General features: G+C 72.6%; 11 protein-coding genes and 1 other RNA gene. 9 read left to right on the forward strand and 3 right to left on the reverse strand.

What is annotated here, in order from left to right:
- Positions 1 to 124: 124 nt before the first annotated feature.
- The gene (locus ACZ56B_RS28590) at positions 125 to 316 is read right to left on the reverse strand and encodes a hypothetical protein (protein WP_468796569.1); all 192 of its coding nucleotides are present in this window, start codon (positions 314 to 316) and stop codon (positions 125 to 127) included.
- 263 nt (positions 317 to 579) lie between these two features.
- On the opposite strand from ACZ56B_RS28590, the gene ftsE reads away from it, so the two are divergent.
- The 5 genes from ftsE to ssrA all read left to right on the forward strand — a co-directional run bounded on the left by ftsE (position 580) and on the right by ssrA (position 4,622).
- The gene (gene ftsE / locus ACZ56B_RS28595) at positions 580 to 1,269 is read left to right on the forward strand and encodes a cell division ATP-binding protein FtsE (RefSeq protein WP_399980111.1); all 690 of its coding nucleotides are present in this window, start codon (positions 580 to 582) and stop codon (positions 1,267 to 1,269) included.
- A 51-nt stretch (positions 1,270 to 1,320) separates the two neighbouring features.
- A complete protein-coding gene (ftsX, locus tag ACZ56B_RS28600) occupies positions 1,321 to 2,238 on the forward strand; it encodes a permease-like cell division protein FtsX (RefSeq protein WP_468796573.1) in 918 nt (305 codons plus the stop codon).
- Between the two features lie 67 nt (positions 2,239 to 2,305).
- On the forward strand, positions 2,306 to 3,502 hold the full coding sequence (locus tag ACZ56B_RS28605; RefSeq protein WP_468796576.1) for a S41 family peptidase: 1,197 nt from the start codon (positions 2,306 to 2,308) through the stop codon (positions 3,500 to 3,502).
- A gap of 46 nt (positions 3,503 to 3,548) precedes the next feature.
- Positions 3,549 to 4,028: an SsrA-binding protein SmpB gene (smpB, locus tag ACZ56B_RS28610; protein ID WP_468796579.1), complete on the forward strand. Its 480-nt coding sequence runs from the start codon at positions 3,549 to 3,551 to the stop codon at positions 4,026 to 4,028.
- Positions 4,029 to 4,217: 189 nt separating this feature from the next.
- Positions 4,218 to 4,622, forward strand: a transfer-messenger RNA (tmRNA) gene (gene ssrA / locus ACZ56B_RS28615).
- A 62-nt stretch (positions 4,623 to 4,684) separates the two neighbouring features.
- On the opposite strand, the gene ACZ56B_RS28620 is transcribed toward ssrA, so the two are convergent.
- On the reverse strand, positions 4,685 to 5,692 hold the full coding sequence (locus ACZ56B_RS28620; protein ID WP_468796582.1) for a LacI family DNA-binding transcriptional regulator: 1,008 nt from the start codon (positions 5,690 to 5,692) through the stop codon (positions 4,685 to 4,687).
- Positions 5,693 to 6,268: 576 nt separating this feature from the next.
- Between ACZ56B_RS28620 and ACZ56B_RS28625 the strand changes: the two genes are divergently transcribed.
- Genes ACZ56B_RS28625 through ACZ56B_RS28635 form a run of 3 tightly spaced genes read left to right on the forward strand, consistent with a single transcriptional unit; the run spans position 6,269 to position 11,087 of the window.
- Positions 6,269 to 7,513, forward strand: coding sequence for a DNA polymerase III subunit gamma/tau domain-containing protein (locus ACZ56B_RS28625; protein ID WP_468796585.1), 1,245 nt, complete (start codon positions 6,269 to 6,271; stop codon positions 7,511 to 7,513).
- Entirely contained in the window at positions 7,513 to 9,708 is a 2,196-nt protein-coding gene (locus ACZ56B_RS28630) for a polysaccharide deacetylase family protein (protein ID WP_468796588.1), read from the forward strand. Before ACZ56B_RS28625 ends, ACZ56B_RS28630 begins: the two co-directional genes overlap by 1 nt.
- Positions 9,705 to 11,087 (forward strand): acyltransferase family protein, encoded by a 1,383-nt coding sequence (locus ACZ56B_RS28635; protein WP_468796591.1) that lies wholly within the window; start codon positions 9,705 to 9,707, stop codon positions 11,085 to 11,087. The genes ACZ56B_RS28630 and ACZ56B_RS28635 overlap by 4 nt, the downstream gene beginning before the upstream one ends.
- A gap of 337 nt (positions 11,088 to 11,424) precedes the next feature.
- Here the strand turns inward: ACZ56B_RS28635 and ACZ56B_RS28640 are convergent, their stop codons facing one another.
- Positions 11,425 to 11,622 carry a hypothetical protein gene (locus tag ACZ56B_RS28640; RefSeq protein ID WP_468796594.1) on the reverse strand — a complete coding sequence of 66 codons (198 nt, stop codon included), beginning with the start codon at positions 11,620 to 11,622 and terminating at the stop codon, positions 11,425 to 11,427.
- Positions 11,623 to 12,511: 889 nt separating this feature from the next.
- On the opposite strand from ACZ56B_RS28640, the gene ACZ56B_RS28645 reads away from it, so the two are divergent.
- On the forward strand, positions 12,512 to 13,857 hold a 1,346-nt coding region (locus ACZ56B_RS28645; RefSeq protein WP_468796597.1), incomplete at its 3' end, for a PP2C family protein-serine/threonine phosphatase.

The following is a 13,857-nucleotide window of genomic DNA, read 5'->3' on the forward strand; positions in this document are numbered from 1 at the left end:
CCGCCCCCTGCCCGTGATAGCCCCAACCGCCTCACCCCCGAAAGGGAGGATGGGGGGGGGGGGCCCCGCCCCCCCCCCCCCCCCCGGGCCCCTCGTGCGTCCCGCTCCGGTGTCGGGCAGCGCGTCAGACGGACTGGTGGGCGAGCAGCGCCACCGCCGCGACCAGCACCGCCAGCAGCGCGATCAGCGCCATGGGGTTCAGCCCCGCGAAGAAGTTCTCCTGCTGCAGCCGCTCGCGGTTCGCACGGCACACCGGGCACCGGCCCTCGCTCACGGGCGCGGCGCAGTTCGCGCACACCAGCCGGTCGTACGTCATGCGCTCGCCCTCCTCCCACCGGTTCCATCGACACAACGCCCACGACCGTGTGAACGTTCCCCCTCCACTGTGCCAGGTTCCGCGGCAATCGGCGCGGGCCCCGCGTCCCGCCCCGGCGACGGGGCCGTGCGGACCCTCCCGTGACCCCCGTACATCCGTCACAAAGGACGCAAGTGTCGCGCAACCCCCGACGGTGACTGCGGTCGTCCTCCCGGTTCGCGTAAGGTCACGCTCATCTACCCCCGGCTACCCGTGGTGCATCCGTGATCCGATTCGACAACGTGTCCAAGGTCTACCCCAAGCAGAACCGCCCCGCCCTCAGGGACGTCACCCTGGAGGTGGAGAAGGGCGAGTTCGTCTTCCTCGTGGGGTCCTCCGGCTCCGGAAAGTCCACCTTCCTGCGGCTGATCCTCCGCGAGGAGCGGGCCAGCCACGGGCAGGTGCACGTCCTGGGCAAGGACCTCGCACGCGTCTCCAACTGGAAGGTGCCGCAGATCCGGCGCCAGCTGGGGACGGTGTTCCAGGACTTCCGCCTGCTGCCGAACAAGACGGTCGCCGAGAACGTCGCCTTCGCGCAGGAGGTCATCGGCAAGTCGCGCGGCGAGATCCGCAAGTCCGTGCCGCAGGTGCTCGACCTCGTCGGCCTCGGCGGCAAGGAGGACCGGATGCCCGGTGAGCTCTCCGGCGGTGAGCAGCAACGCGTCGCCATCGCGCGGGCCTTCGTCAACCGGCCCAAGCTGCTCATCTGCGACGAGCCCACCGGCAACCTCGACCCGCAGACCTCCGTCGGCATCATGAAGCTGCTCGACCGCATCAACCGGACGGGCACCACCGTGGTGATGGCGACGCACGACCAGAACATCGTGGACCAGATGCGCAAGCGCGTCATCGAGCTGGAGAAGGGCCGCCTCGTCCGCGACCAGGCGCGCGGCGTCTACGGCTACCAGCACTGACCCTCCCGATCGCGCCCGATCGCGTCCACGGAAAGGCCTGAAGGACCCGCCATGCGCGCCCAGTTCGTCCTGTCGGAGATCGGTGTCGGTCTCCGCCGCAATCTGACGATGACCTTCGCGGTCGTCGTCTCCGTCGCCCTGTCGCTCGCCCTGTTCGGCGGGTCGCTCCTGATGAGCGACCAGGTCAACACCATGAAGGGCTACTGGTACGACAAGGTCAACGTCTCCGTCTTCCTGTGCAACAAGAGCGACGCCGCGTCCGACCCCAACTGCGCCAAGGGCGCGGTGACCGAGGACCAGAAGAACCAGATCAAGACCGACCTGGAGAAGATGTCGGTCGTCGACACGGTCACCTACGAGTCGCAGGACGAGGCGTACAAGCACTACAAGGAGCAGTTCGGGGACTCCCCGCTGGCCAGTTCCCTCACGCCGGACCAGATGCAGGAGTCGTACCGCATCAAGCTGAAGGACCCGGAGAAGTACGAGGTCATCGCGACCGCCTTCGACGGGCGCGACGGCGTGCAGTCGGTGCAGGACCAGAAGGGCATCCTGGACAACCTCTTCGGCCTGCTGAACGGCATGAACTGGGCCGCCCGCGCGGTGATGGCGCTCATGCTGGTCGTCGCCCTGATGCTGATCGTGAACACGGTGCGCGTCTCGGCGTTCAGCCGCCGCCGCGAGACCGGGATCATGCGCCTGGTCGGCGCCTCCGGCTTCTACATCCAGGCGCCGTTCATCGCGGAGGCCGCGGTCGCCGGACTCATCGGCGGCGCGCTCGCGTGCGGATTCCTGGTGCTCGCGCGGTACTTCATCATCGACAACGGACTGGCCCTGTCGGAGAAGCTGAACCTGATCAACTTCATCGGCTGGGACGCGGTGCTGACGAAGCTGCCGCTCATCCTCGCCACGAGTCTGCTGATGCCCGCGTTGGCGGCGTTCTTCGCGCTGCGCAAGTATCTGAAGGTGTGACTCTTGTCCACAGGGGCGTGCGGCCAACCGGCCGTGCGCCCCTCGGCCTTGTCCTAGACTCACCGGCATGTCAGGCCGTGACCCGTTCTGTCAGCCCCGCCGCATCCGCCGCATCCGCCGCGGGGCCGCCCTGACCTTGGTGTTCGCGAGCGTCCTCGTCGCCGGCGCCGCCACCGGCGGCCTGCCCCAGTCCGGCCGGGGGACCGCGGCCGACCGGGCCCGTCCCGCCGCGCCCGCCGGGCACCCCGTGGACGTCACCAGGGCGGCCGAGGAGGCCGCGGCCGCCGGCGCGTCCCCCATGAAGGCCGCCGAGCGCGCCGTCAGCCGCAGCGGTGACCGCTGGGCCGCCGTCTACTCCCCGGAGGAGTACGAGGAGGTCGAGGACGCCCTGGACGGCCACTACACCGGTGTCGGCCTGTGGGTCCGGGAGCGGGACGGCCGGATCGAGGTGACGAAGGTCGGCGGCGGCACCCCCGCCGCCGGCGCCGGGATCCGCGCGGGCGACCGGCTGCGCAGCGTCGACGGGGAGAGGACCGACGGGCGCCCCGTCACCGAGGTCGTCTCCCTGCTGCGCGGGAGCGGCACCGGCGCCTCCGCCGGCACCACCGTCCGCCTCGGTCTGGAGCGCGGCACCCGCGTGTGGAGCGAGACCCTGCGCCGGACCCGGTTGTCCCGCGACACGGTGACCGTCCGCGAGCACACCGGCCGGATCACCGTCGTCGAGGTCGCCGCCTTCACCAAGGGCTCCGGCGACGAGGTCCGCACCGCCGTGCGGCGGGCCCCGGCCGGCGCCGGGATCGTCCTCGACCTGCGCGGCAACTCCGGCGGCCTGGTCACCGAGGCCGTCACCGCCGCCTCCGCCTTCCTCGACGGCGGCCTGGTCGCCACCTACGACGTCGGGGGCGAGCAGCGCGCCCTGCACGCCGAGCCCGGCGGCGACACCACCAGGCCCCTGGTCGCGCTCGTCGACGGCGGGACGATGAGCGCGGCCGAACTCCTGACCGGGGCCCTGCGGGACCGCGGGCGGGCCGTCGTCGTGGGCTCCCGCACCTTCGGCAAGGGATCGGTCCAGATGCCGGCCCCGCTGCCCGACGGCTCGGTCGCCGAGCTGACCGTCGGCCACTACCGCACCCCCTCCGGCCGGAGCGTCGACGGCCGCGGCATCGTCCCCGACGTCGAGGCCGACGCGGAGGCGCTCCAGCGGGCCGAGACGGTCCTGAGCGGACTGGGCCGGCAGCGCGCCGCCGCCGCGCCGGGGCGGTAATCGGCTTCCCCCGCACCCCCTCCGTAGTGCGAAAATGGGCCGCACTATGGCTAAGGAAAAAGGGCGCAAGCTGATCGCGCAGAACAAGAAGGCGCGGCACGACTACCTCATCATCGACACCTACGAGGCCGGCCTGGTCCTCACCGGGACCGAGGTGAAGTCGCTGCGTCAGGGCAGGGCGTCACTGGTGGACGGCTTCGTCCAGCTGACCGACCACGAGGCGTGGCTGCACAACGTGCACGTACCGGAGTACAGCCAGGGCACCTGGACCAACCACAGCGCCCGGCGCAAGCGCAAGCTGCTGCTGCACCGGGAGGAGATCGACAAGCTGGAGTCCAAGGCCCAGGAGACGGGCCACACCATCGTGCCGCTCGCCCTGTACTTCAAGGACGGCCGGGCGAAGGTCGAGATCGCGCTGGCCAAGGGCAAGAAGGAGTACGACAAGCGCCAGACGCTGCGGGAGAAGCAGGACCGGCGCGAGGCCGAGCGGGCGATGTCGGCGGTCCGCAGGAAGCAGCGGGCCTGAGCGGGAACACCCCGGCGCCGGGCGGCGTTGGACCGGGTACCGCGGCGGGGCGATCCGCCGGGGGACGGCGGGAGGCCCGCCGGGAATACGGTGGCATCGTCGGGCGTTGGTCACGTACGATGGCGCCAGCACCTCGCGGCGGGTGCCACCAGCACCCCGCAGCGGGTGCGCACCTTGAGAAATCAACATGGGGATGATCGGTTTCGACAGCGGCTGTCGAAGCAGGGGAAGCGTGTCGAGGAAGCGGCCATGATCTCGTAAACCACAGGCCGAAAAAAATAATCGCCAATTCCAAGCGATCCATCTCCCAGGGCGAGCTCGCCCTCGCTGCCTGATCTTCAGGTAGCGAGCAGCGGCTCCCCTACTTAAAGGGAGTGTCAGCCCGGGGGTGTTCCCGACCCGGATCCTGGCATCATCTAGGGAACTAAACCTTGATCCCGGTCACGGGGTGAAGAGGGAAACCACACAGTGACTGGGCCCGTCGGAGACTTGTCGGCGTGATCTCCGGGGCCGAGAAAAGCACAGCCGACTGCACACGGAGAAGCCCTGGTTCCGCACCGTTGGACGCGGGTTCGATTCCCGCCATCTCCACAATTCCCATGTGGGCACAGGCCCCGTCGCAGCAGCGGCGGGGCCTGTGTCATGCCGGTCTCCCGTCATGCGTCCGCCCGCGCCGCCGTGCTCGCCCGTTCCGTCAGGCGGGGCGGCAGCAGGGTGTGCTGCGGCACCGGGAGGCCGGACAGCTTCCGCAGCAGCAGGTGCACCGCGCGCGTGCCCAGCTCCGCGGACGGCACGGCGACCGAGGTGACCGGGACGCGGGCGGAGGCCGCGACGGGGGAGGGGCAGACGGCGGTGAGGGACAGGTCCTCGGGGACGCGCAGGCCGAGCCGCCCGAAGGCGTCGATCAGCGGATCGAGCAGCGGTTCGTTGTGCACCACCACCCCGGTCAGCGCGGGATGCTCGCGCAGCAGCCGTTCGGCGACCGCGCGGGCCGCGCCGCGGTCCGTCCCGCACGGGTACACGGCGGAGGCGATCCGGTGCCGGTCGGCGGCGGACGTGAAGCCCTGCACGAGCCGCCGCGCGAACGCGGTCCGCCGCACGTACACCTCCGGCGGCGGGCCGACCAGCGCCACCGTCCGGTGGCCGAGCCGCGCCAGGTGGTCCACGCACAGCTCACCGGCCGCCCGGAAGTCCAGATCGACGCAGGTCAGCCCCTCCGGCTCGGCGGGCACGCCGATCAGCACGGACGGCAGGGGCAGCGCGTGCAGCAACGGCAGCCGGGGGTCCTGGAGCCGCACGTCCATCACCACCACCGCGTCCGCCAGTCCTGCGTCCGCGGCGCGCCGGAGCCCCTCCTCGCCCTCGTCCTGGGTGAGCAGCAGCACGTCGTGGTCGTGGGCGCGGGCGGCGGTGGCCACCGACACCGCGAACCGCGCGACCACCGGCACGTGGACGCCGGAGTGCAGCGGGACCGCGAGGGCCAGCACCTTCGACCGGTGGGCGGCCGGCGGACGGGCGGCGTACGGGCGGTAGCCCAGCTCGCGGACGGCGGCCTGGACGCGCCGCCGGGTGGCGTCGGAGATCGGGCGCTTGCCGCTGAGCGCGTAGGAGACCGTGCTCGGGGAGACCCCGGCGCGCCGTGCCACATCCGTGATCTTCACCATCGGGGGTCCTCACCTGGCACTGTCCGTGGGGGATGCCGAAGGGGGTGCCGCGGCGCCCGCCGAAGCGCGGGCGGGGACGCGGCCGGGGCGCGGCCGGGCGGCTCCGCGGTGGCATCGAAGCGGAATCGAAGCGCTTCGACGGGTGAAGGTAGGGGCGGGTTCCGAGGCCGTCAATGGTGCGTGCGGGAATCCATGGAGCGGTTCGACGGCTCGGACGGAAAGCGGTTCGGCCGCCCGAACAGGGCCGCCGGGGCGGTGTGCGCCGGAGCCGGGAACCGGCCGGCACCGCGGCGGACGGGTCCCGTGCCGGGGGACGGGTTTCGGCCGGGCGATCCGACCGTGACGACGGCTGTGCGACGTCTCACCGCCGCCCGGGAAGGGCACACGGCAAACACCCGCTCCCCACGTGCGCTACATTCGTTGCCCGAGCAGTGTGTGGTAGACGGGGCGCTCGGAACGGGTGGGGGCCCGGTCCGGCGGCGAGTGCTCGGGTCGTATGCGCACCCGCAACCGTCCCGTGGGGGGAAGTGCGTGCGTGTGGAGAAGTGGCGAGAAGACGCCCAACCGGAACGGTCCGTGGCCGCGTGGGCGGGCACGGGACTCCCGGGGGACGACGAGGACCGGGACCGGGGTGACACGCGGATCCTCCCCGGACCGGTCGACCCCGCCGGACCCGGTGTGAAGGGCGCCGCCGGGCCTTCCGGAGCCGGCGCCGGTCCGGCCGGCGACCACGGGACCCGCACCGGGAGCTCTCCCTCCGGCAACGACAGGACCGAGCTCCTGAGCGGACTCCCCCGCCGTACGGACCCCGCCGCCCGGCCCGGCGGTGCCCGCGCCCTCGCGGCGCCGGACGGGGCGGAACCGCCCGGGGGGACGCGGCGGACGAGGACCGCGGCCCCGGCCGCCGGACGTGCGGACGGTCCGTGGGACGCCGAGCGCACCACGGCCCTGCGGGTCCCCCGCCCCCGGACCGGCGGCCCCGACGACGAGGCGACACGGCCCTTCTCCCCGCCAGGGGTCCGTCCTCCCGTCCGTGACCCCTGGCGGGAGGAGGCCGCCGCGCCCGCCGCGGCCCCCCACGACCCGGACGAAGCGACGGTCGACCCGCACGAGGTGACGGTCCAGCTCGACGCCGTGCAGTTCGGGGACGGCGGTGTGCTGCACCGGACCCCGGGCCGGGCGGGCGGGGAGCAGGGCGTCGCCGCCGGTCCCGTGTTCGTCGACGAGTCCGGCCGCCGCAACCGCCTCTACCGCCGGATAGGCCTGGCCGTCGGCCTCGCCTGCGCGGCGTACGCCGTCGTCATGGTCGCCACGCTGCTGTCCGGCAACTCCGACGCCCCCTGGATGCCCGTCCCCGGCCAGCAGCAGGAGCAGCCCGAGGGGAAGGCCGAGACCTCGCCGCAGCCCGAGGAGGCGGACGACGCCCCCGGCCCCGGCACCGGCCCCCTCCCGGGCGGCACGCCGACCACCGGCGTCCCCGTGCTCCCCGAGCCCGCCGCCACCGCCCCCGCCGCCGGCACCACCGGCACGACCGGCACCGCGGACGGGCCGGGCACGACCTCGGGCCCGGCGCCGACGCCGACCCGGCGGAACACCGCGGAACCCGGCACCGGCGGCGACGCCACCCCCACGGCTCCGGTCGAGACCCCGACCACGCAGGCCCCCGACCCGGCCGAGACGGACGACCCCGTTCCCGGGACGACCGCCCCCGCGGACGACGGCGCCGACACCGACAACCTCGCCGGCGCTCCCGCCGGCCCCGTCGGGCAGGCGGAGCCGTCCGCCGCCCCCGTCGCACCCTCCCCGGAGAACGTCCTCTGATGGCATCCCGCACCTCCCGCCGCGGGGCCGCGCGTCCGGCCCGCGGCGGTCTCCGCCGCCGCGTGCCCCTGCGGCTGCTGCTCCCGCTGCTCGTCCTCGTCGCCCTGGCGGCGATGCTCATGCTGCGCGGCTACGTGCACAGCGAGATCCTCGCCGACCACCGCGTCGGGAAGCCCGCCCCCACCACCGAGGTCCCGAAGGAGATCCTCGAGGGCGGGCCGGTCATCGACGCCCGCGCCGGCCGCGCCGAGACCCTGAGCGTGCCCGACCGCCGCCTGGTCCTCACCTTCGACGACGGCCCGGACCCGGTCTGGACGCCGAGGGTGCTGGACGTGCTGAAGAAGCACGACGCGCACGCGGTCTTCTTCGTCACCGGCACCATGGCCTCCCGCCACCCGGACCTCGTCCAGCGCATGGTCGACGAGGGGCACGAGATCGGCCTGCACACCTTCAACCACCCCGACCTCGCCCTCCAGTCCACGGAGCGCATCGACTGGGAGCTGTCGCAGAACCAGCTGGCGATCACCGGCGCGGCCGGCATCCGCACCTCGCTCTTCCGCCCGCCGTACTCCTCCTTCGCCGCCGCCATGGACAACAAGACCTGGCCGGTCGCCCAGTACATCGGCAGCCGCGGGTACCTCACCGTCGTCAACAACACCGACAGCGAGGACTGGAAGCGGCCCGGCGTCGACGAGATCATCCGCCGGGCCACCCCCGAGGACGGCAAGGGCGCCATCGTCCTGATGCACGACTCCGGCGGCGACCGCAGCCAGACCGTCGCGGCCCTGGACCGGTTCCTGCCCGACCTGAAGAAGCAGGGCTACGAGTTCGACAACCTCACCGAGGCCCTGGACGCGCCCAGCGCGCACAGCGAGGTCACCGGCGTCGACCTGTGGAAGGGCAAGGCGTGGATCTTCCTGGTCCAGGCCTCGGAGAAGATCACCGGTGTCCTGGTGGTGGGGCTGGCGATCATCGGCACCCTGGTCATCGGCCGCTTCGCGCTGATGCTCCTGCTCTCCGGCGCCCACGCCCGCCGGGTCCGCCGCAGGGACTTCCGCTGGGGCCCGCCGGTCACCGAACCGGTGACGGTGCTGGTGCCGGCGTACAACGAGGCCAAGTGCATCGAGAACACCGTCCGCTCGCTGACGGCCTCCGACCACCCGATCGAGATCCTCGTCATCGACGACGGGTCCACCGACGGCACCGCCCGCATCGTCGAGGCCATGGGCCTGCCCGACGTGCGGGTCATCCGCCAGCTCAACGCGGGCAAGCCGGCGGCGCTCAACCGCGGCCTGGCCAACGCCCGCCACGACATCGTGGTGATGATGGACGGCGACACGGTCTTCGAACCGTCCACCGTCCGCGAACTCGTCCAGCCCTTCGGCGACCCCGAGGTGGGCGCCGTGGCGGGCAACGCGAAGGTCGGCAACAAGGACAGCCTCATCGGCGCCTGGCAGCACATCGAGTACGTGATGGGCTTCAACCTGGACCGCCGGATGTACGACATCCTGCGCTGCATGCCGACCATCCCGGGCGCCGTGGGCGCCTTCCGGCGCTCGGCCCTCGAACCGATCGGCGGCATGAGCGACGACACGCTCGCCGAGGACACCGACGTCACCATGGCGCTGCACCGCGCCGGCTGGCGCGTGGTCTACGCCGAGAACGCCCGCGCCTGGACCGAGGCGCCGGAGACGGTCCAGCAGCTGTGGTCCCAGCGCTACCGCTGGTCGTACGGCACCATGCAGGCCATCTGGAAGCACCGCCGCGCCGTGATCGAGAAGGGCCCCTCGGGCCGCTTCGGGCGCGTGGGCCTGCCCTTCGTCTCCCTCTTCATGATCGTGGCCCCGCTGCTGGCCCCGCTGATCGACGTCTTCCTGCTCTACGGCATCGTCTTCGGCCCGACCGAGAAGACGATCCTGGCGTGGCTGGGCGTCCTGGCCGTCCAGGCGGTCTGCGCGGCCTACGCCTTCCACCTCGACCGCGAACGCATGACCCACCTCATCTCGCTGCCGCTGCAGCAGATCCTCTACCGCCAGCTCATGTACGTGGTGCTGCTCCAGTCCTGGATCACCGCCCTCACCGGCGGCCGCCTGCGCTGGCAGAAGCTGCGGCGCACGGGTGTGGTCGAGGCGCCCGTCGGCGCCGTGCCGCGCCAGCGTTCGCGGAGCAGCGACGATCGGAGGCCCGTGGCATGACCCACGGACACGCGACCGGTACGGGGACGAGCCCGGAACCGCAGGCCGGCCCGTACGGGCCCCCGTACGCGGGAGGCGCGCACGGGGGTGCGGGCGTGCCGTACGCGGGGGACGCGCACGGCACCCCGGACGGCCCCCGCGCCCTCCCGCGACAGCGCACGGCCGGACCCGCCCCGGCGGCCGCACCGGATCCGGCCGCCGCCCCGGCCGCGCCCGCGAGGCCGGGCCGCGACCGGTACCTCGACCTGCTGCGCTCCGTCGCCCTGGTCCGCGTCGTGGCCTACCACCTCTTCGGCTGGGCCTGGCTGACGGTGCTGTTCCCGTCGATGGGCGTGATGTTCGCGCTGGCGGGCTCGCTGATGGCGCGCTCGCTGAAGCGTCCGGCGACGAGCGTGATCCGCAGCCGCATCCGCCGTCTCCTGCCGCCGCTGTGGGCGTTCTCCGCCGTCATGCTGGCGATGCTGTTCGCGAGCGGCTGGAACCCGGCGAAGGATCCGGGCCAGGACGGCTGGGGCCTGGTCGAGCTGGTCAACTACCTCGTCCCGTTCGGTGCCCCGCCCTACCCGTGGGACGCCGGCTCCCTGGGCCCGTTCGAGAGCTCCTGGGCGATGCAGGCCGCGGGGCCGCTGTGGTACCTGCGCGCCTACCTGTGGTTCGTCCTCGCCTCCCCGCTGCTGCTCCGGCTGTTCCGCCGGGCGCCCTGGCCGACGCTGCTCGCCCCGATGGGCCTGACGGCGGTCGTCGGCACGGGCCTGGTGGACATCCCCGGGGAAACCGGCAACGCGGTCACCGACTTCGCCGTCTACGGCAGCTGCTGGGTGCTGGGCTTCGCCCACCAGGAGGGGATGCTGCAGCGGATCCCGCGGTACGTCTCCGTCTCCTGCGCGTCCCTGGTGATGGCCTTCGGCCTGTGGTGGGCCTCGAACCACCTCGGCGCCGACGGCTGGAACCTCAACGAGATCCCGCTGGCCCAGGCCACCTGGTCGTTCGGCTTCGTCGTGATCCTGCTCCAGTACTCCCCGTCGTGGCGGGAGCTCCCGGGACGCCTGGCGAGGTGGGACCGGCTGGTGACCCTCTCCAACAACCGGGCGGTCACCATCTACCTGTGGCACAACCTGCTGATCATGGCGACGGTGCCGATCATCAACCTGCTGTACCGGATCCCTTTCATGCAGAGCGAGCGCGGGGCGGAGGCGATCAGCGGCACGTACACGCTCTGGATGTTCGCCCTCGTCTGGCCGCTCATCGGCCTGACCGTCCTCGCGGTCGGCTGGGTCGAGGACCTCGCGGCGAAACGGAGGCCCCGCCTGTGGCCGAACGGCGCGAAGCGTCCCGCCGGCCGGCGGAGCAGGGACGGCGCGGCGGTGCAGCGGGGCTGACGCCGACCCGGTTTCCGGGGCACGCCGTCGGACACACGGTCGGCAACCGTGTTCCGGCGGCGGTCCGGGAGGGCCCCCACGGCCATCGGCGTGTCGCTTCGATGTGTTCCAGGAGCACGAGGCCGCCCGCTGAGGGACGCGGCCAGAACCCACAAGGCCTGCGCGACTTCGGACCGCCGGCCGTCGCTTCCGGTTCCGGGGGCGAAGGGGCCCGTCTCCCGTCCGTCCCCGCCCGGCTGCCTGCTCGCGTCCGCTGCCGGGGACGTGAATCGCCGCCCTGTGCGGCGCAGTACGCGACGCGCGGTCCTTCGGCCCGGTCGGCCGCGGAGCGACAGGTCTACCGACCCAGGGTTGCGAGGACGGCGAGGCACAAGGTGAGGGCTGCCGCGAAGGCGGCACCACTGCGAGAGAGGGCCGCGGGAATGGCGACTCCTTCCCAGCGGGCCAGGCCGAATGCGATCACCGCGGCAATCGTGGCGAACAGGACGACCACCGCCAGGACGAGAAGCAGGAACGCTGTGGAGCCGTGGTTCACGAGTGCACCGCCTTGATGATGTTCCGCCCGGGAGGGATTACGCCGATCCCGAGTAGAACCCGCTGGTGGGCCGGTTGAATGTTCTCCGGTGACAACAGGGGGTTGTCCGGTGGACAACCGAGCGGGAGGGCGCGTGGGCGGCACAGGGAAACGGCCGGGTCGGCCGTGGGCACCACCGCGGGGGTCGTGCGCGGAGATCAACCGACTGGTCGAGCACGTACGGTCCTGGCTGGACGAGACCTCGATCTCGGTGAGGCAGCTCCACCAGCGGCTCACACCGGACCACTTCGTGGCCGGGGTCGTGCCCGAACTGCGCCGACTGCGCGACCTGTTGTCCGGTGAGGCGCTGACATGGGACCTGGTCGAAGCCGTGGCCGACGTCTGCTTCCCCGACGAACCGGTCGACCGCGCCGGACGGCGCCTGCAGACGGCACGGGAGTTATGGGACCGGGCCCACGCCAGCCCGACACCACTCACGGAAGGCACACAGGAGCTGGCGCTCGCCCACGAACTGCTGGCGGCCAAGGACCGCACCATCGAGGTCTATCAGGAACTGCAGGTCGTCCGGCACGCCTACGAGGCCAGCGAGCGCAGCCGGAACCAGGCACTTCAGATCGCCACGCTTCTGTTCGCCATGCTCGGCCAGGCACAGGCGAAGGTGTCGGAACTGAAACGCCGGGTCGATGCCCTGCAGACGTTGCCACCGAACCATCCGGAGGCCCACGCGACCCTGGAGCTGCGCCTGTCCCGCGCGCAGCGGCAGCAGACCGACTTGCGCCAGCAACTGGCGCGTGCCGAGCGGGAGCGGGACACCGCCCAGCAGGTCGCCGACCATGCGGCCCGCCGCATCCAGAGCCTGGAAGCCGAACTCGCCGCGCTGCGGGAATGGATGGGAGACGACGAGCACGGCCTCGTGCAGGACCTGACCCCACGGGTCCCTCAGCCCGGCTTGCGAGCGGTCCCTGACGACGACGCGGCTCTCGACGACGTCGATCTCGCCCTGGAGAAGGCGCGTGCTGTGCTGGACGAGGAGCACGACGCCGTTCAACAGGCCGCCGACGACGTGGGCTACCGGACGTCGACGGCCTCCGCTCCTGATGAGACCCCTGCGACGAGGATCGTTGCCGGGCAGGTGCAGCGCCTTCCCGAAGCGCGGGTTCCTCCGCGGGCAGCCGGGACCGCGCCGGGGTTGTCCCGAACAACCCCGGACAATCCGCCGGCCGGCTCCGCCGCGCTTTCTCCCGTCACCGGATCACCGCGCCTGTCAGCTGATCGCTTGCGCTACATAGGCGCGGCGACCCGGCGGATCGCCCGCGGCATGGACCTCGACGAGATCGTGATGGGGCTGTGCCGGACCACGGTGCCGACGTTCGCGGACACCGTCCTCGTCTACCTCCGTGAGCCCCTGCCGGTCGGTGACGAGCGGCCCGCCCGTCCGCTGGTGCTGCGGCTGCGCCGAGGCGAGCCGGCCGAACCGCTGCCGTCGATCGCGGAACTGTGCGAGGTGCGCCCGGGCAGTGCCCTCTCCGAGGTGTTGCGCGGGGTGCGGCCCGTCTTCGCGGACGGTCCCGCGGCCCGGGCCGCTCTGAGCGAGTTGCTCGGTGGTGGTGTCCTCCCGGTGCCGGCCGGGGGACACACGATCCTCGCGCCGCTGCGCGGGCAGCGGCGGGTGATCGGCGCCGCGCTGTTCCTGCGCGGTCCGGAGCGCACCCCCTTCGAGGACGACGACCTGCTGGTCGCCGCGCAGCTCGCCACGCACAGCGCGCTCGGCGTGGACAGGACGGTGCTGTACGGGCGCGAGGCGTACATCGCGGACGAGCTGCAGCGCAGGATGCTGCCGCAGACCTTGCCGGCGACCACGGGCATCCGGCTGGCCTCCCGCTACCTGCCGGCCGCCGAGACGGCTCGCGTCGGCGGCGACTGGTACGACGCGATCCCGCTGCCCGGAGGCCGGGTCGCGCTGGTCGTCGGGGACGTCATGGGCCACTCCATGACGTCGGCGGCACTCATGGGCCAGCTGCGCACCACCATGCAGACCCTGGCCGGCCTGGACCTGCCGCCGCAGGAGGTGCTGCACCACCTCGACGAGCAGGCCCAGCGGCTCGGTACCGACTGCATCGCGACCTGCCTCTACGCCGTGTACGACCCGGTCGCGCACCGCATCACCGTCGCCAACGCCGGCCACCCGCCGCCCGTGCTGCTGCACCTGGGCGGCCGGGCGGAGGTGCTGCGGGT

The sequence above is a fragment of the Streptomyces sp. NPDC034670 genome (assembly GCF_055574875.1).

Coding starts and splice junctions, on each gene's coding strand:
- ACZ56B_RS28630 (WP_468796588.1), top strand. CDS start 7,513: ATGGCATCCCGCACCTCCCGCCGCGGGGCCGCGCGTCCGGCCCGCGGC.
- ACZ56B_RS28605 (WP_468796576.1), top strand. CDS start 2,306: ATGTCAGGCCGTGACCCGTTCTGTCAGCCCCGCCGCATCCGCCGCATC.
- ACZ56B_RS28590 (WP_468796569.1), bottom strand. CDS start 316: ATGACGTACGACCGGCTGGTGTGCGCGAACTGCGCCGCGCCCGTGAGC.
- ACZ56B_RS28620 (WP_468796582.1), bottom strand. CDS start 5,692: ATGGTGAAGATCACGGATGTGGCACGGCGCGCCGGGGTCTCCCCGAGC.
- ACZ56B_RS28635 (WP_468796591.1), top strand. CDS start 9,705: ATGACCCACGGACACGCGACCGGTACGGGGACGAGCCCGGAACCGCAG.
- smpB (WP_468796579.1), top strand. CDS start 3,549: ATGGCTAAGGAAAAAGGGCGCAAGCTGATCGCGCAGAACAAGAAGGCG.
- ftsX (WP_468796573.1), top strand. CDS start 1,321: ATGCGCGCCCAGTTCGTCCTGTCGGAGATCGGTGTCGGTCTCCGCCGC.